Below are 18,119 nucleotides of genomic sequence, written 5' to 3'. Positions count from 1 at the left end.
TGCGCACGCCTCCGTTAGCTGCTGGAACTGCTGCTTCGACCACGCACGAGCCGGTTGAGCAGGTCAAACCAGAACGGCGCGCCCTGCGCGATGGCGAGGCTGGTAATGGCGATGCCGATCAGCTTGCGCAGGATGAAGCCGAGCCAGTCCGGGTTATTGGACGGGTTGAGCAGCCACAGATTGCGCGTGTTATCGCACAGCAACCGCGAATCGCCGTCTGAGGTGAAGCAGTCGACCGTGAGCGGTGTGTTTTCCCACGAAATCGGCAGGTTGAGCGCCAACAAGCGGTTCAGAAGCTGTTCGACCTGCGCGATGGCGACGGTCGTTTCGACCAGCGGATTCGTCTCGGCGGCAGGTTCGGGCGTGGGCGTCGGTTCGAGCGTTGGCTCAACGCCCTGCGCGCTCAACCCCGCTTCGGCGCTCGCCTCAACCGTCGCTTCGGGCGTGGGTTCGAGTGTCGGTTCAAGCGTCGGCGTGGCCGTGGGAACCAACTGCTGAAGTTCCCCGCTGTCCACGACCTGATTCGCCGCTGCGACCACCGCCGCGCGCAGCGACGGATCATCAAACAGCGAGCGGGCAATCTGGAGCGAATCGGCGTTCAGCACGAGCGCCAGAAAAATCCCGATGCCCAGCGAGAACAGGGTGATGCGCCGCTTGTACAGCTCGGTGAGCTGATCCATGCGCTGATCAAACCACGTTTCAAGCTGCTGCTGCGCTTCGTCGAGCGTGCGCGCGGAGGTCACCAGCACTTTGACCGCTTTGCGGAACGAGTCTTCGTTGACGTAGCGCAGGCCTTCGAGCAGCGGCATCACGCGGCTGCCATCCTGATTATTCAGGTTGAGCGCCTTGCGCCGCGCGTCGATCTGGTTGTAGACCTTTTGCAGTTCGTCGCGATCCGACGGATCGCCGAGTTTGTAGATCTCACGCTGGAATTCCTCAAACGTGAGCGAACCGCCCGGCAGCAAGTCGACCATATGGGACAGGCGGTCGCGTTCCGCGCCTTCGAGCACGCTGTCGATGACGCCGTAGAGCGGCGCGAAGAGCGTGAGCGCGGCCTTCTCCGCGAGGATGTCAGTCATGACTTTGGAGAAGATCTTCGGGTCAATCCATTCGACGCGGTTAAGCGAGGCCGTCTCCTGCGCGCGTTCCTGCGCCTGAGCCAACGGATGGCGCCAATTGAAGCGAATCACGTTCGTCAGAAAGCGGATGATCACTTCCTGCCAGTGCGCCCGGACGCGCGTCCTCTGCTCTACCATATTGATGAGCGGGTGATGCAGAAACAGGTCTTTGACTTCGGGATCGCTGAGAATCGCGTCCAACCCCTGCTTCAGGTGGCGGGCGCGCGTTTTAAACAAGTAGGCAATGATCGTGTTGAGCGTCGTCGCGATGATGCTCAACAGACTGTAGACAAAAATCAAACCGATGGCGACTTCAATAATGCCTAATCCGGTCATGGCATTTCCCCTCTTCGAGCGCAAGCGCTGTGCATTCCTTAGTCTAAGCGAATGTGCCGAAATCGCAAAAACCGGACAGCACGCTGAGCGCAGGGCGACAAAGACCTGCACATGCTATTTCAATGCGGAGAAATATCGCACAACCCGCTGCACGCTGTTATAATGCGTACCGCTATCTGAACACTGTTATAAAACGAAAGCAACTGCAAGGAGATTACGCTTATGGCGTTCGACAAAATCGTCGTGCCGTCCGAGGGTGTTAAGGTCACTGTCGAGAACGGTAAGTTGAATATGCCTGACAACCCCATTATCTGCTTCATCGAAGGGGACGGGATCGGCGGAGACATCACGCGTGCCAGCAAACGCATCTGGGATGCCGCTGTCGAAAAAGCTTATAACGGCAAGCGCAAAATCGCATGGATGGAGATTTACTGCGGCGAAAAAGCGGCGGATCTCTACGGCGGTAACTACATGCCCGAAGAAACCTTCGAAGCGCTGCGCGAGTACAAAGTCGGCATCAAAGGCCCGTTGACGACCCCGGTTGGTGAAGGCTTCCGCAGTCTCAACGTGACGCTGCGTCAGGTGCTCGACCTGTATCAGTGCGTGCGCCCGGTCCGCTGGTATAACGGCGTCCCCAGCCCGCTCAAGCGTCCCGACGAAGTCGACGTGGTCATCTTCCGCGAAAACACCGAAGACGTGTACGCAGGGATCGAATACGAATCCGGCGCCGAAGACAACGCCAAGCTGGCGAAGTTCCTGCGCGAAGAGCTGGGCGCGGAATTCTTCGAAGGCGCGGGCCTCGGCATCAAGCCGATCAGCGCGTTTGGCACAAAGCGCCTCGTGCGCGCGGCGATCCAATATGCGATTGACCGTAAGCGCAAGAGCGTCACACTGGTGCACAAGGGCAACATCCAGAAGTTCACCGAAGGCGCGTTCATGAAGTGGGGCTACGAAGTGGCGCGCGAGGAATTCCCCGAAGAAACCATTTCGTGGGATGAAGTCGAAAAGAAGCACGGCGGCAAAGTGCCCGCGGGCAAGATCCTGATTCAGGACAGCATCGCAGACATCATCTTCCAGAAGATGCTGCTGCGCCCGACCGAATTTGACGTGCTGGCGACCCCCAACCTCAACGGCGACTATCTGTCGGATGCGGTCGCGGCGGAAGTCGGCGGCGTCGGCATCGCCCCCGGAGCCAACATCGGCGACGAAGTGGCGCTGTTCGAAGCGACGCATGGCACCGCGCCGAAGTACACCAATCTGGACAAGGTGAACCCCGGTTCGCTGCTGTTCAGCGGTGTGATGATGCTGGAATACATGGGCTGGCAAGAAGCGGGCGACCTGATCACCAAGGCGTACGAAAAGACCCTCGATCAGAAGATCGTCACCTACGACTTCGCCCGCCAGATGGATGGCGCGACCGAGGTCAAAACGAGCGAATTCGCGAGCGCAGTCATCCGCAATATGGACTAGCCTAGCGCCAGTTAGAGATAAAACAGGCACCTGTAGTTACGCCTAACTGCCGTTCCGCATCCGACCCCACCCCGGCCCTTCCCCGAATTCGGGGAGGGGCGACAGATAAGTGAGTCTGTGTAGGGACGAGGCATGCCTCGTCCTGAGCGGTTTGGTGGGTGATCACAGTATGGGCGCAGATGCGGATGGATCGACAAGCAGCTTATCCCTAACTGACGTTAACTTATTGTTTGTTACTTCCCTCGTGCTCCGGTGCGAGGGAAGGTAAATCTCCGTTATACGTCCCTGCACAAGCGCCAGATCAACGAAGTGGTGTATAATCCCGTGCAGCATCCTATCCGCTGCAAGGTGAGGAACATCAATGGCGAAAAGCATCCTGATAGTTGATGACGACGCATTGAACCGCGAACTGCTGCAGACCGTCCTCAAGCGCGCTGGCTACACGGTTTTGCAGGCGAACAGTGGTAAATCGGCGATCAGTCTGGTCGAAACCGAAATCCCGAACCTGATTCTGCTGGATGTGCGCATGGTTGGCATGTCGGGTTATGAAGTGTGCAAACACCTGAAGAGCAACCCGCAGACAAAGGCGATCCCCGTCATTATGCTCACCGCCTACGACGAAAAATCGGGCGAGCGCGAGCATGCCGAAGAAGCGGGCGCAGACGACTTCTTCCCCAAAATGCGCGGCTGGCAGGTGCTCATCGAACACATCCAGAAGTTGATCAACTAGGAAATTCACGTGGCTTATCGAACGCCTAGAAATCGAGGCGGGCTGCCCGGGCTGCTGGTCTTCGTCTTGGGCGCGGCCTTGATCTTCGGCGGCTTCTATATCTGGCAGGGCGCAGCGAATTTCATCCGCACGGGGGGCATGGGCGTTGTCGAGGCGACCGAGCAAGCGCGCGTCGTCGCCAGCGCGACCGCCGTCCGGGTGACGCGACTCGCCACGCAGGGCGCGGTCAGCCTGCCGCCCACGGCGACCATCCAGCCCGAATGTCAGGACTTTCGTGTGGCTGTGCCGAATGCGGTCGTGCGTGAACTGCCCGCCCCCAACGGTCCGGTCGTGACCGGACTCACGCAGGGGACGATTGTGTGCGTGCTCGGGCGGGAAGCCGGCACCGAATGGTATATCATCGACCAGAACCCCGATACGCGCCGCGCCGAAATCGCGTACATGCATGAAACGGTGATCGAAGCCGTCTACCCGACGCTGACGCCGAGCATCACCCCCACTCCATCGAACACGTTCACGCCGCCGCCGACGGTCACCAACACGCCAATTCCGAGCGCCACCGACGCGCCGCCGACCGCGACGCGCGACCGCCGCACGCCGCTGCCGAGCAGCACGCCTATCCCGACCATTACCCCCACGCCAAACACCATTCAGAACGCGTAAACAAAAAGGACGAGGGGGCGCCTCGTCCTTCAGATTCAACTACCAATTAGCGTTTAATCGCCGCCAGGAGAGGGCGCGTGTGCGACCCGCACGGCCAAGCGATTCGAATGCTGCCGCGCCATCGTCGCTTCGATGATGATCGCCGAGGTGATGCGTAAAGTCGCGCCGATCAACAGCACGGGGATGAGCACAGCGCCACCGCCCGCCAGCGCACCACCCAGCGTTGACCCCAGCGCCATGCCGAGACCGAGCGCCTGATGATAGGCGATAGAATACGGCGCACCATTTTCGGTCGGCGCAGTCTCCATATAGAAGCCGAACAAGCCAATGCCCGCCGTCGCCGCCCAACTCGCCCCGGTGAACAGCGCGCCGATCAACGTCAGATTGACATTGGGCGCCAGCGTAATGATCACGATGCCGAGGCCAGTGCCGAGCATGCCGAGCGCCATCAACGGACGGTTGCCGATTTTGCGGACGACGCGCGGCGCGATCAAACCAGCCGCGGCCGCCGACGCCAGTTCGACAAGGCCAAACAACGCGACGAAACCTTCCGCCGCATTATGATGCCGCACGAGAAACAGGGTCACGTAGGGCGCAGCCACCATGAAGGTGAAATGCGTCAGCCACGCGAACAGAATGACGGGTTGAAAGGTGCGCGACCGCCACGCCGTGAGCGGCGCCAGCAGCGACTCTTTGAGCGACACCTTGACGTGTGTCAGCGCCGCTTCCGGCAAAATCGGCTTGCAGCGCGAGACGTGATAGACGCTCATCAAGGCGAAGACGAACGAAAGCAGGTACATCGACTGGTAGTTCAGCGGGAATGGCGCGTGTTCCAGCCACATCCCATAGAGGAGCGCGGCGATACCCAGCGTCACGTTGAGCGAAAGCTGACGGAAGCTCAAGAGTTCCGTCATGCGGCTGTTAGAAACGGTTTCCCGCATGAAGACCACAAAGGTGACGGACGCCATCCCTTGCGCCAATGCAGGCAGCGAGACCGATAAGACCAGCCACCACGGTTGGAAAGCGGTGGGAAAGAGTGGGGCAAACACCGGCAATAAGAAGGGTAAACGGACGATCAGTGAGACCGGAATCAGCGCGCGCAGAGTGGTCTGATAACGATTACGCCACCAAGCGCCAAGGGTCGATGTGAGCAGCAGCAAAAACGCAGGCACCGAACTGATCAGCCCCAATTCAAAGGGCGAAGCGCCTAAACGAATGGCGAACACCGGGAGAAAACGGTTCGTCGCGGCAAAAGCCAAACCGAACCACGCGATATCTATCACGAGATGATTGAAATTCGATCGCTCGGTATCGACGTTATGCACTTGTGTATCCAGCATGGTAGAGAAGATCCAATGAAACTTGGTTGAGTCGCCAGAGACAACCCTAGTACGAGATGACACATTCCACAATAAGTCCATTTGACCGTGTTGGATATAAAGGATTCTCTCAATTTTTAGTGAAGAATGCTGCTAAAAAGCAGTGTACGAAGCACCCATAAATCGCTGATTTTTCAGCCAAAATCAGAATGGGACATTCTGCGCCCGCACTTTAGACAAGCTGCATATGTTGCGCTGCGAGTCAGCTCGTATACTTAGCCATAACTGACGTTCTTTGAAAGGTTACTTAAGCCATGATTTCCAACCTCGCCATCGCCCAGCAAGCCAAATTACAACCGATCAGCCAGATCGCGGAGGAGATGGGACTGTCGCCCAAAGATTTTGATACGTACGGCAGTCCGTACGTCGCCAAAGTCAACCTCGACGTGATCGAGAAGCTGAAAGACCGCCCGACGGCGAAGTATGTGGTGGTCACGGCGATCACGCCCACGCCGCTCGGCGAGGGCAAAACGACGACGACCGTCGGCTTGGGGCAGGCGATGAAACACCTGGGCAAGCGCGGCATCGTTGCCATGCGCCAGCCCTCGCAGGGACCGACGTTCGGCATTAAGGGCGGCGCGGCGGGCGGCGGTTATGCGCAGGTCGTGCCGATGGAGACGTTCAACCTACATCTGACCGGCGACATTCACGCCGTCACTGCGGCCAATAACCTGCTCGCGGCCATGATCGACAACCGCCTGCTGCGCGGCAACCCGCTCAACATTGATCCGGAAACGATCACGTGGAAGCGCGTGCTTGACGTGAACGACCGCGCGCTGCGCCATATCATCGTCGGCATGGGTGGCAAGACCGAAGGCGGCTACCTGCGCGAAACGGGGTTCGATATCTCCGTCGCCAGCGAAGTCATGGCGATCCTCGCCCTCACCCGCTCGCTGAAAGACATGCGCGAACGCTTCGGGCGCATCGTCATCGGCCTGACCTACGACAAGCAGCCCGTCACTGCCGATATGATCGGCGGCGCGGGGGCGATGGCCGTGCTGATGAAAGAAGCGCTGCGCCCCAACCTGCTGCAAACGCTGGAAAACACGCCCGCGTTCGTGCACGCCGGGCCGTTCGCTAACATCGCGCACGGCAACAGCAGCATCCTCGCCGATTTGATCGCCACCAAATGCGGTGACTACGTCTTCACGGAAGCGGGCTTCGGCGCGGACATCGGCGCGGAGAAGTTCTTCAACATCAAGTGCCGCACGAGCGGGCTCAAGCCGAATGCCGCCGTGCTGGTCGCGACGGTGCGCGCGCTCAAATCGCACAGCGGGCGCTACAAGGTCGTCGCAGGTAAGAAACTGCCGCCGGAAATGCTCGAACTCAACGTCGCGGATGTGGAAGCGGGCGCGGCGAACCTGATCAAGCAGATCGAGAACGTCAAGAAGCACGGCGTGACGCCGGTCGTCGCGGTCAACGTGTTCGAAGGCGACCATGCCGAAGAAATCGCCGCTATCAAGCGGATCGCGGTCGAAGCAGGCGCGCTCGGCGCGGCGGTCTCGCGGCACTTCGCGGAAGGCGGCGCGGGCTCGGTCGAACTGGCGGAGATGGTCATGAGCGCGGCGGAAGGCGAGAGCACGTTCCAGCCGCTGTATGACCTCGACCTGCCGATCAAGACCAAAATCGAGACGATTGCCAAAGAAATCTACGGCGCGGACGGCGTGAGCTTCGAAGCCGCCGCCGAACGCCAGATTCGTGACTACGAAGCGAATGGCTTCGGCAAGCTGCCGATCTGCATGGCGAAGACGCACCTCAGCCTGAGCCACGACCCGACGCGCAAGGGCGCGCCAAGGGTTTCACGCTGCCCATCCGCGAAGTGCGCGCGAGCGTCGGCGCGGGCTTCATCTACCCGCTGTGCGGCGACATGATGACCATGCCCGGTTATGGCGAACACCCCGCCGCCGAAAACGTCGATATTGACGACGACGGCGAAACGATTGGTCTGTTCTAAGCGCCTCTGTGCCAGGCCTCCTGGGGGCTGATTCTTCCCCCGCATCCTCTCCATGCGTAAATTCGCGCCCGCTTTTTAACTGGGGAACTGCGTAGGCAGTTAAACGTGCCAGCGCTTATCGCCTATGAGGAGCCCTCATGGAACAGGTGCGATGTTGAAAGGTTCGGCATTGTTATCGCGCGTGTTTGCCTACTGCTCCGCGTGGTCAGCGGGGTGTCACTCGCGGTGTCCCGTGAAGGTTGTCGCGGCGCAGAATTCGAGTCCGGCGGCCGTTCGCACGTGCTCCGCCCGCCCCACCAGGAGACTATGCGGTCAGTTCGCCTTGATGACATGCGGAATTGAAGCCGGGGCCCCGGAGTGCTTCGCGAAGAGCAATTTGCACGGCGGATGCCCACGACTTCTCTCCCCGCGCCGCCAAGGTCACCTTCTGCTTTCTTCGACTGCGGACCAGGTCGCGCTGCTCAACCCGCCGAACGCACCGTCGCCAGTCACCTCTGTCGTGGGCTGGAAGACCTGACGCAGCTATGCAGTGAGGAACCGCCCATGAAGGATGCTTCCCGCTGCGACGGGGGTCACCCGAGTGACAATGGGATCGCCAATCGGCTGGCGACCCGTCCAGGCCGCAGGGGCAAGACATCTGGATCCTGTCGCTCATTTTTCACCGGGATTTGGCGCGCAACCAGCGTTCTATTCCGCGCTGCTCACAGAACTTGCCAGTCAGGGTTACATCATCGCGGTCATTACGCACACCTACAGCATCCCCGTAACGCGGTTCCCGAACGGCGATCTGATCATGGCAAATGGCGGCAGGTGACGCTCAACGAAGCGGATATGGGGGCGGTGGGTACGCGCCGGACGCACCTTTCTCGGCGACAACCGCTTCGGGCAAACCGCAGCCAGATATCCTTGCAGAGGATTACTGAACTTCTGGCGGGCACCTCGACTTGACGCAATCGGCCCAAGCGTACTGTCCCGAGGTCCCCGAAGGCTATTGGACCATTGGCTTCCCTCTAGAATCAGACACTCTTCAAGGACTGCAAATTGGCGATCGGGTCGACGTACTCGCGGCAGTCGACGGACAGCTTCGGGTGATGGTCGCCAATGTGCTGCTCGCTGACGTGCGCGACGGAATGGTGACGCTCGCCGCACCGTCGTGGCAGCACAGCATCCTGATCTGGCTCTACACCAGCGGCGCATCCTATGCGTTGCGCCAGTACACGGGCGACGTCTCAGCAGTCGCCACACTGGATGCCATGCCGACCGAATACACCTTCACCGCGCCCGAACCGCTGCCCGATGGCTATGTATTCGACCTGATTGTCGACCGCGGCCGCCGGGCTACATGTTGACAGGGCTGCCAGATTCCGCGCAACATCGAGTTCACCGTCGGATATCGGCATTTCTGTTCAGCGCGCCGTTGTTTGGCATTGTTGAGGGAACGACGGTCACCATCGGCGCCGCCGGCGACGCTTTCGCCGTGATTATCCGTTCAATCAGGGGGCACCTTCCTCCCAGGATAATATCGACGCGCAGTAAAACGAAAAATCGTTTAGGGGGGTGACGTGACTCAACCGCTGTTTTTGTGCGTGTCGGGCGCTCAAACGCTGAATAATGCGAGCTTGATCGTGTAGAATGAGACTCTGAATGACCGACTCCTGAATGGGAGGGGGAACTTATGTCGTTTTTCGGCAACCGCCGTCAATCTGAACAACAACCACCGCCGCCACCGCCGAAGCCCCAAGCACCACCGCCCGCCGCTGCCCCGTCGCAGCCTGTGGGCTTCGAAACGGTTTTAGGCGCAAATACGACGCTGGAAGGCACGCTGCGCAGCAACGCCAATGTTCGGTTGGATGGCACGTTTACCGGAACGTTGGAAATCAATGGGAATGTCCTCGTCGGCGAAACCGCCAAGATCAACGCGGACATCAACGCGAAGAATGTGTCGATTGCCGGAGCGGTGCGCGGCAATGTCAGCGGCAAGAAGGTGCAGCTTTTGCGCACGGGTCGCATTTGGGGCGACATCCGTGCCGCGGCGCTCACCACCGAAGAAGGCGCGTTTATCGACGGCAAGATCACGATGATCAGCCAGGAGATGCCGCCGGGCAGCGCCGTACCCAAACTGGAAGAAACAGCCGAGGAAAAGGAGAGTTCTATGGACAAGCTCAAGCTCGATCCGCCGAACATCCCTGCCGACCCCGATGCCATTTCACCATCCGTCACGCCGACCAGCGAACCCGCCGACGTTGACGCTGTCTCACCTGCCGTCACCCCGACCGGAGCACCGGAAGATACGACGAACAGTCTCGGCGCAACCGAGACCGATGTGGACGAACTCTTCGACCAGCCCACGGGCGACACCGTGCAGGATGGCCTCGTCGAGAACATCAGCGAGGGGCACGAGAACGAACTCCACGTCGGCGGCGACTGGACAGCCGGGCAGACCAACGAAGACTTCGGCAAAGACACGCCGACCGACGAACCACGACAATCAACTTAGGACTACGGTAGGGAAGCTGGCATGATCAGGGTGTTATTCGTCTGTCTCGGCAACATTTGCCGCTCACCAATGGCCGAAGCGATCTTTCAGGATATGGTGAACAAAGCCGGACTGAGCAGCAAAATCATGGTTGACTCGGCGGGCATTGGCTCATGGCATGTGGGCGAACGCGCGCACAACGGCACGCTGGAGATTCTGACGAAGAACAAAATCAGCTACGACGGGCGCGCGCGGCAGATTGAGCGCGTCGACCTCGACAAGTTCGATTACGTGCTGGCGATGGATCGGGAAGTCTTGCAGTACATTTTGCGCAACGGCACGGGCGCGCAAGCGGAAATCACGCTGTTCCTGACCTATGCCAAACTCGCGGGCGCGGTCACAGGCGATGAAGTGCCCGACCCGTACTACGACAACTCGTTTGACCGCGCTTACAGCTTGATTCAGCGCGGCTGCGCGGCTCTGCTCGACAGCATCAGGCAGTCCGAAGGCGTCTAAGCGGACGTCTGAGTTTTCGCACTGGGCAAAACCTTGTTAGGGCGCACGGCCGTCCGTCCTCAAACCTCAGTCCTTATTGCCCTATTCCCGTTCCTCAAGCGGCTTCCACGCCAACCCCAGCGGCCCAACATAATCCACACTCGGACGAATGAGGCGGTTGCTCTCCACCTGTTCGATAATGTGTGCGGTCCACCCCGCCATGCGGCTCATCGCAAACAGAGGCGTGAACATATCCACGTCGATGTCGAGCGTGTAGAGCGCGATGGCGCTGAAGTAATCGACGTTCGGGTACAGGTTGCGCTCGATGAAATACTGATCAGCGCGCGCCAGCTTGGCGAGGTTATCGGCGATCAGGAACCACTTCATGTTGCCCGACGCCTTCGCCAGCGCCTCGGAGCGTTCGCGCAGCACCGCCGCGCGCGGATCGAGTGCCTTGTAGACACGGTGACCGATCCCCATGATGCGGCGATTGCCATTCTTGATATTGTCATTGAACCAGCGGTCCACATTCTCAACTTCGCCGATCTCCATGAACTGGAGCATGGCTTCCGTGTTCGCGCCGCCGTGCGCCGGGCCTTTGAGCGTGCCGATGGCGCTGACGATGGCGCTGTGCATATCCGAGCCCGTGCTGACGGTCACGCGCGAGGCGAACGTGCTGGCGTTCATGCCATGCTCGGTGAGCAGCACCATGTAGGCGTTGATGGCGTCGACGGCGGTGGCGGCGGGTTCAGCGCCCGTGATCATGTAGACAAAGTTCGCCGAGAGATTCAGGTCTTTGCGCGGGGCAAGCGGTTCTTTGCCCTCACGGATGCGCATCCAAGCCGCGCTGATGGTCGTCACCTGCCCGGTCAAACGCACAGCCTTACGGCGCAGCGCGTCAAGCGAATAGTTTTCGCTGTCCGGGTCGTAGAAGGCGAGCGCGGAGACGGCAGTGCGCAGTACTGCCATCGCATTGGCATCCTTAGGGAACGTTTTGAGGAGAGTCAGCACTTCATCAGGGATGCCAGCGTTCTCAGCAATTGCGGCGCGGAGCTGCTCCAGTTCGGTCGCATTCGGCAGCTTACCTTCCCACAGCAAATATACGACTTCTTCGTATAGGGCGTGGGCGGCTAAGTCTTCAATCTTGTAACCGGAGTAGATCAATTTGCCTTCGGTACCGTTGACAAGACTTAGTCGACTATCACCAATAGAAACGCCATCGAGTCCCTTTTTCGCCTGACTCATCGCTCAAAACTCCTTACGGGCTGGGTTGTGTAGCGCGTGAGTATAGCGATTTGTGCCGTTCGTAACAAGCGAAAGAGCGATTGAGCGCCCCAAATAAAAAGGGCGCAGCAGAGCTGCGCCCTCCCAGGTGTTACACGAATACGAGCTAACGCTGATCGACCGGCACGTAGTCACGGGCAGTTTCGCCCGTGTAGATCTGGCGCGGGCGGTTGATGCGCGTCTGCGGGTCGTTGTGCATTTCTTTCCACTGGGAAATCCAGCCGGGCAGACGACCGAGGCCGAACATGACCGTGAACATCGACGTGGGGATGCCGAGCGCGCGGTAGATGATGCCGCTGTAGAAGTCGACATTCGGGTACAGCTTGCGTTCGATGAAGTACGGGTCGCTGAGCGCCGCGTCGGCCAGCCCGCGGGCGATGTCGAGCAGCGGATCGGTCACATGGAGCGCGTTGAGCACATCGTCCGCCGCCTTGCCGAGGATCTTAGCGCGCGGGTCGAAGTTCTTGTACACGCGGTGACCGAAACCGAACAGGCGGAAGTGGGAATTCTTATCCTTCGCCATGTTGACGTACTTCTGCACGTCGCCGCCATCCTTGTGGATGTCTTCCAGCATCATGATGACTTCCTGGTTCGCGCCACCATGCAGCGGCCCCCACAGCGCGTTGACGCCCGCGGCGACCGAGGCAAACACGTTCGCCTGGCTGCTGCCGACCATACGGACGGTCGAGGTGCTGCAATTCTGTTCGTGATCGGCGTGCAGAATGAGCAGCAGGTCAAGCGCCTTGACGACAACATCCGGAATGTCGTAGTCGTGCGTCGGCACCGAGAACATCATGTGCAGGAAATCGGCGGTATAGCTCAGGTCGCTGCGCGGGTAGACGTACGGCTGGCCGACCGACTTCTTGTAGGTGAAGGCCGCCAGCGTCTTGAATTTCGCCAGCAGACGCATGATGTTGGTGTCGATGATTTCGGGATCCAGCAGATCGGGATGATAAGCGGAAAGCGAAATGACCATCGCGGACATGATCGCCATCGGGTGCGCGCTCGGCGGATAGCCTTCAAACAGCTTCTTCATGTCTTCGTGCACGAGCGAGTGCTTGTTCAACCGAGCATTGAACTTTTCCAGTTCATCCGCCGTCGGCAGGTGGCCGTAGATCAGCAGGTAGCAAACTTCGACAAACGTTGCCTGGGTCGCGAGCTGTTCAATCGGATAGCCGCGATAGCGCAAAATGCCTGCATCGCCATCAATGTAGGTGATCGAACTGCTGCACGCACCGACATTCCCATAACCGGGATCATACGCAATTGCGCCGGTCTGCGCGCGCAACTTGCTGATGTCGATGGCGACTTCGTTTTCCGAACCTGCGAATACGGGGAACTCGTATTCCTTGTCATTCAAAATGAGCTTGGCGTTGGGCATTTTTGCTTCCATTCAATAGATTTTGACGTGTTCAAGCCTTTGACTGTCAAAGTTACCTGAAACTCGCCATTCGACGCATGATAGGTGACATACCTTTGACGGGATATTTTACACTAGCTGGTTCTGTAATGGAATGAAATGTGGGGAACGCTAAGGTTTACGTGTAGCTTACGGGTCGTGCTCATCCCGCACTGCCAGCCACTATCCATGCTATGGTGGCGACTGATGCGCCCGTGTGCCCTAACCGCTATACTGCCAAACGCCAGGTTTGACAGTCATCATTCCAAAGCCAGCGTTTTGCACAAACGCGCAGCCGTTTAAAATCTCCCGTCTGCACATGGGCGAACCTCAGGCATGACGGCATACTCTATAGATGCTCAGACGACGTGGTGACTTACCTTACAGCTTGAAACAGTCTGTAATTGAGGTCGCGTAACCCCTTGCAAAGTTTTTCGGACTATGATAGTCTCTTCAACATGACTAACTTGAGTGGACACGTCGACTTCAAACACCCCGCGCACATCGGCCTGATGTGTAGCATGATGATGTGTTGTCTGGAGTACAGGGATACCCCCGGACGTGTCGCGCTGCGCGGTAGAGTGTAAGTCGTTAACCGCGTATATCACGCTGAAATGTGAGAGCCGACCTTCCGGGGTCGGCTCTTTTTGTTTCTGGTCGTGATGAGTTATTTGCGTAGGGTTTGCCCTACACCGCACTTGGGAGAAAGTATGCGCGTCATCTTGGAACGAGCGCTGCAGAAGCGCATCTTTGCACATTTGGAATCGACCTACCCCAACGAGGGCGGCGGTTTCCTGCTCGGGACGCAGACGGCGGATACGCTCGTCATCACGGAGACGATTCCCGTCGAGAATGTCTTCGAGGCTGAGGAGCAGTATCACCGCTACGCCATGACACCGCTCGACTGGGCGCGTCTGGAAGATCAAGCGGATGAACGCGGGCTAACGCTCGTCGGCTACTACCACAGCCACCCGGATTCTCCCGCAATTCCCTCGGTTTATGACCGTGACCACGCTCTACCCCATTTTTCCTATTTGATCACCCAAGTACAAAACCAGCAGGCCGTCGAGATGCACGCGTGGCGCTTGCGTGACGACCGCACTGCGTTTGATGCAGACATATTGGATGTTAGAGGAGAGAACAAGACGATGGCTCAGCCGCTGGTGACGACCCAATGGGTTGCCGACAACAAGAATAGTGTCCGTTTGATCGAAGTCGACGTGGATACCACGCAGTACGAACAGGGGCACATCCCCGGCGCGGTCGCCTTCAACTGGCAGACTCAGCTCCAGAACCAGACGACGCGCGATATCGCCTCGCCGGAAGAATTCGCCGCCCTGCTCAGCCAGGCGTCGGTTACACCGGACACGCATGTCGTGCTGTACGGCGATAACAACAACTGGTTTGCCGCCTACGCCTTCTGGCTGTTCCAGTACTACGGCCACACCAACATCAGCCTGCTGGACGGTGGCCGCAAGAAGTGGATCGCCGAAGGCCGCGAAACCACGACCGATGTCCCCACCTACCCCGCCACGAGCTACACCGTCACAACGATCAATCACCATCTGCGCGCCGACCGCGACTACATCAAGCAGCGCCTCGAAAAGCAGGGCTTCGGCTTGGTCGACGTGCGCTCGAATGACGAGTACACGGGCAAGATCATCGCCCCGCCCGGCATGAGCGAAACCGCGCAGCGCCCCGGTCACATCCCCGGCGCAGCGAACATCCCGTGGGCGCAGGCCGTCGCGGAAGATGGCTCGTTCAAATCGAAGGAAGAACTGACCAAGCTGTATGGTGCGAAGGGCATCAGCGCGGATGTGCCGGACGTGGTGGCGTACTGCCGCATCGGCGAACGCTCGTCGCACACGTGGTTCGCGCTCAAATACATTCTCGGCTTCGAGAACGTGCGCAACTACGACGGCTCGTGGACCGAATGGGGCAACCTGATCGGCGCGCCGATCCGCAAGGGCGAACAGCCGTAAAACAACAGTAGTCAGCGAACAGTTTACAGTTCACAGTGAAAGATCAACCTCACCCCTGCCCCTCTCCTTGAGGCGTGGGGTGAAAAACATCGCTGTAGGGTCACGGCATGCCTTGCCCGACCAAAAGCAGAAACATTGTAGGGACGAGGCAGGCCTCGTCCGCCCAACTTCCAACCTGTGACAGAACGACGAGGAAGACCTCGTCCCTACGAAGGAATGAGAGAGAACGACGATGGCAGGCACGAACGGAACCGAACACCAAAAGGGCTTTGATACGCTGGCGCTGCACGCGGGCTACTCGCCCGACCCGACGACGGGGTCACGCGCCGTCCCGATCTACCAGACGACCTCCTACCAGTTCCGCGACACGGAACACGCGGCGAACCTGTTCGCGCTGGCCGAACCGGGCAACATCTACACGCGCATCATGAACCCGACGAACGCGGTGTTCGAAGAACGCATCGCCGCGCTCGAAGGCGGCATCGCGGGTCTGACGACGGCGTCCGGCCAATTTGCCGAAACGCTCACCGTGCTGACGCTGGCGAACGCGGGCGACGAAATCATCGCGACCTCGGCGCTCTACGGCGGCACCTACACGCTGTTCTCGCAGAGTCTGCGCCGCCTGAACATCACCGCGCATTTCGTCCAAAATGCGGATGTGGCGGGCATCGAGGCCAAAATCAACAGCAAGACCCGCCTGATCTACCTCGAAACTATCGGCAACCCGAAGCTGGAAATCCCTGATTTCGAAGCGATTGCCGCGCTCGGCAAAGCCTACGGCATCCCCGTCGTGGTCGATAACACCTTCGGCACGCCGTACCTGTTCTCCCCATTCAAGTGGGGCATCAACATCAGCCTGCACTCGACCACCAAGTGGATCGGCGGGCACGGCCTGAGCATCGGCGGCGTGATCGTCGACGGCGGCAACTTCGACTGGAAGGCCAGCGGTCGCCATGACGGCATCGTCGCCCCGGAACCGGCGTATCACGGCGCGGTCATCGCCGATGTGGCGGGGCCAGCGGCGTTCATTGCCCGCGCGCGGATCGTCGGCCTGCGTGATTTCGGCGGCAGTCAGGCACCGTTCAACACGTTCCTCAACATCATCGGGCTGGAGACGCTGTCGCTGCGCATGCAGAAGCACGTCGCCAACGCCAAGGCGGTCGCTGAATATCTCCAGCAGCACGCGGCGGTCGAATGGGTCAATTACCCCGGTCTGCCCAATCACCCCAGCTACGAACGCGCGCAGAAATATCTGCCGAAGGGCGCAGGCGCGGTGCTCGGCTTCGGCATCAAGGGCGGCAAGGATGCCGGACGCAAGTTCATCGACAACTTGAAGATTTTCTCGCACCTTGCTAATGTAGGTGACGCGCGTTCTCTGGCGATTCACCCCGCCACGACCACTCACAGTCAATTGAGCGAGCAGGAACAGGCGACGACCGGCGTCACGGACGATTACGTGCGCCTCGCCATCGGCATTGAAGACATCAACGACATTCTGTGGGATCTGGATCAGGCGCTGGCGGTGTCGCAGGGCGTGAGCGTCCACGCGGTGTCGTAACCATTGCATCCGAGCGCCGGGGCGGGGGACGCCCTACCCCGGCGCGCAGCATCCGGAGAGGGATATGCGCACGCACGAGCCGAACTCAGTCGGGATCGTAGCTAAACAATATGCACACTTTGACCAACCACTCCACCTGCGCACCGGGCAGGTCCTGGAGCGGTTTACGCTGGCTTACGAAACCTATGGGACGCTCAACGCGGATCGCTCGAACGCGATTCTGATTTGCCATGCTCTCTCCGGCGATTCGCACGTCGCCGGGTACTACACGAATGATCCCGACGAAAAACCGGGTTGGTGGGATGAGGCAGTCGGACCGGGTAAGATGTTCGATACCAACCGCTACTACGTGATCTGTGCAAACGTGATCGGCGGGTGTCAGGGCAGCACCGGGCCGTCATCGCCCGCTCCGGATGGTCAGCCGTACGGGCTGCGCTTCCCGGTAGTGACCATCGCCGATATGGTGGCGGCACAGCGGTTACTCATGGACCGGCTCGGCATTGAGCGGTTGTTCGCGGTGGCGGGCGGCAGCATGGGCGCGATGCAGGCGCTGCAATGGACGGTCGATACGCCGGAACGCGTGGCGAACTGCCTGTTTCTCGCCGCGACGCCGCGCTCGTCGACGCAGAATATCGCCTTCAACGAGATCGGGCGGCAGGCGATTTACGCCGACCCGCGTTGGAATCGCGGTGACTACTACGGCGCGGATCGCGAAGCGCCGGATGCGGGGCTGGCGGTGGCGCGCATGGTCGGGCACATCACCTACATGAGCGAACGGTCGCTGGAAAGCAAGTTCGGGCGCACGCTGCAAGGGCATGAGCAGCTGCCGTACACCTTTCTCGCGCCGGAATTCACGGTCGAGAGCTACTTGCAGCATCAGGGCGAAAAGTTCGTGCAGCGCTTTGACGCGAACAGCTACCTGTATATCACGAAGGCGCTCGACTACTTCGACATTCAGGAAGACTATCCGACGATGGCGGACTCGCTGCGGCGCACAAGCCCCGACACGAAGTTCCTCGTCGTGAGCTTCTCGAGCGATTGGCTGTACACGGCGGCGCAGGCGCAGGAACTGGTCAACGCGCTGCATACGGCGGCGCGCACGGTGCGCCATCATGAAGTGATCGCGGAATTCGGCCACGACTCGTTTCTGGTCGAGGTCGAAACGATGACCCACCTCGTCGGCGGGTATCTCGACGAACAGTGGACACTGCGCGGCGCATCCATCGCCGCAGATTGAAGTAACCTCACCCCACTCGCTGCGCTCGTTTCCCCTCT

The 18,119-nt window shown here is 59.6% G+C and carries 14 protein-coding genes and 1 pseudogene; 11 read left to right on the top strand and 4 right to left on the bottom strand.

Features of this window, described 5'->3' with window-relative positions; genetic code table 11:
- Positions 1–14: 14 nt before the first annotated feature.
- A complete protein-coding gene (locus IPK17_RS32710) occupies positions 15–1,454 on the bottom strand; it encodes a hypothetical protein (protein ID WP_343421925.1) in 1,440 nt (479 codons plus the stop codon).
- Between the two features lie 222 nt (positions 1,455–1,676).
- Here IPK17_RS32710 and icd point away from each other — a divergent pair, with 222 nt between their 5' ends.
- The 3 genes from icd to IPK17_RS32695 all read left to right on the top strand — a co-directional run bounded on the left by icd (position 1,677) and on the right by IPK17_RS32695 (position 4,317).
- Entirely contained in the window at positions 1,677–2,924 is a 1,248-nt protein-coding gene (gene icd / locus IPK17_RS32705) for an isocitrate dehydrogenase (NADP(+)) (RefSeq protein ID WP_343421924.1), read from the top strand.
- A 361-nt stretch (positions 2,925–3,285) separates the two neighbouring features.
- Positions 3,286–3,654, top strand: a complete 369-nt coding sequence (locus tag IPK17_RS32700; protein WP_343421923.1) for a response regulator — start codon at positions 3,286–3,288, stop codon at positions 3,652–3,654.
- 9 nt (positions 3,655–3,663) lie between these two features.
- A complete protein-coding gene (locus IPK17_RS32695; protein ID WP_343421922.1) occupies positions 3,664–4,317 on the top strand; it encodes a hypothetical protein in 654 nt (217 codons plus the stop codon).
- Positions 4,318–4,370: 53 nt separating this feature from the next.
- Here IPK17_RS32695 and IPK17_RS32690 read toward each other — a convergent pair whose 3' ends face one another.
- A complete protein-coding gene (locus IPK17_RS32690) occupies positions 4,371–5,657 on the bottom strand; it encodes an MFS transporter (protein ID WP_343421921.1) in 1,287 nt (428 codons plus the stop codon).
- A gap of 293 nt (positions 5,658–5,950) precedes the next feature.
- On the opposite strand from IPK17_RS32690, the pseudogene IPK17_RS32685 reads away from it, so the two are divergent.
- From IPK17_RS32685 to IPK17_RS32670, 5 genes and pseudogenes are all read left to right on the top strand, one after another.
- Positions 5,951–7,650 (top strand): annotated as a pseudogene (locus IPK17_RS32685) (formate--tetrahydrofolate ligase).
- 550 nt (positions 7,651–8,200) lie between these two features.
- On the top strand, positions 8,201–8,464 hold the full coding sequence (locus IPK17_RS40805) for an alpha/beta hydrolase (RefSeq protein ID WP_350341669.1): 264 nt from the start codon (positions 8,201–8,203) through the stop codon (positions 8,462–8,464).
- A 274-nt stretch (positions 8,465–8,738) separates the two neighbouring features.
- Entirely contained in the window at positions 8,739–8,999 is a 261-nt protein-coding gene (locus IPK17_RS32680; protein WP_343421920.1) for a hypothetical protein, read from the top strand.
- Between the two features lie 326 nt (positions 9,000–9,325).
- The gene (locus IPK17_RS32675; RefSeq protein ID WP_343421919.1) at positions 9,326–10,147 is read left to right on the top strand and encodes a bactofilin family protein; all 822 of its coding nucleotides are present in this window, start codon (positions 9,326–9,328) and stop codon (positions 10,145–10,147) included.
- A gap of 21 nt (positions 10,148–10,168) precedes the next feature.
- Positions 10,169–10,642, top strand: a complete 474-nt coding sequence (locus IPK17_RS32670) for a low molecular weight protein-tyrosine-phosphatase (protein ID WP_343421918.1) — start codon at positions 10,169–10,171, stop codon at positions 10,640–10,642.
- A gap of 81 nt (positions 10,643–10,723) precedes the next feature.
- Here IPK17_RS32670 and IPK17_RS32665 read toward each other — a convergent pair whose 3' ends face one another.
- Together IPK17_RS32665 and IPK17_RS32660 are read right to left on the bottom strand one after the other, a co-directional pair.
- Positions 10,724–11,866: a citrate/2-methylcitrate synthase gene (locus IPK17_RS32665; protein ID WP_343421917.1), complete on the bottom strand. Its 1,143-nt coding sequence runs from the start codon at positions 11,864–11,866 to the stop codon at positions 10,724–10,726.
- Positions 11,867–12,011: 145 nt separating this feature from the next.
- Positions 12,012–13,286 (bottom strand): citrate synthase, encoded by a 1,275-nt coding sequence (locus tag IPK17_RS32660; protein ID WP_343421916.1) that lies wholly within the window; start codon positions 13,284–13,286, stop codon positions 12,012–12,014.
- 728 nt (positions 13,287–14,014) lie between these two features.
- On the opposite strand from IPK17_RS32660, the gene IPK17_RS32655 reads away from it, so the two are divergent.
- From IPK17_RS32655 to metX, 3 genes are all read left to right on the top strand, one after another.
- A complete protein-coding gene (locus IPK17_RS32655; RefSeq protein ID WP_343421915.1) occupies positions 14,015–15,286 on the top strand; it encodes a rhodanese-like domain-containing protein in 1,272 nt (423 codons plus the stop codon).
- A 232-nt stretch (positions 15,287–15,518) separates the two neighbouring features.
- The gene (locus IPK17_RS32650) at positions 15,519–16,844 is read left to right on the top strand and encodes an O-acetylhomoserine aminocarboxypropyltransferase/cysteine synthase family protein (protein ID WP_343421914.1); all 1,326 of its coding nucleotides are present in this window, start codon (positions 15,519–15,521) and stop codon (positions 16,842–16,844) included.
- A 64-nt stretch (positions 16,845–16,908) separates the two neighbouring features.
- Positions 16,909–18,081, top strand: a complete 1,173-nt coding sequence (gene metX / locus IPK17_RS32645; RefSeq protein ID WP_343421913.1) for a homoserine O-acetyltransferase MetX — start codon at positions 16,909–16,911, stop codon at positions 18,079–18,081.
- Positions 18,082–18,119: the final 38 nt, after the last annotated feature.

The organism is Candidatus Flexifilum breve (assembly GCF_016713355.1).
Note: the sequence above shows the minus strand (reverse complement) of the source record. Positions and strands in the feature narration are given on the sequence as shown.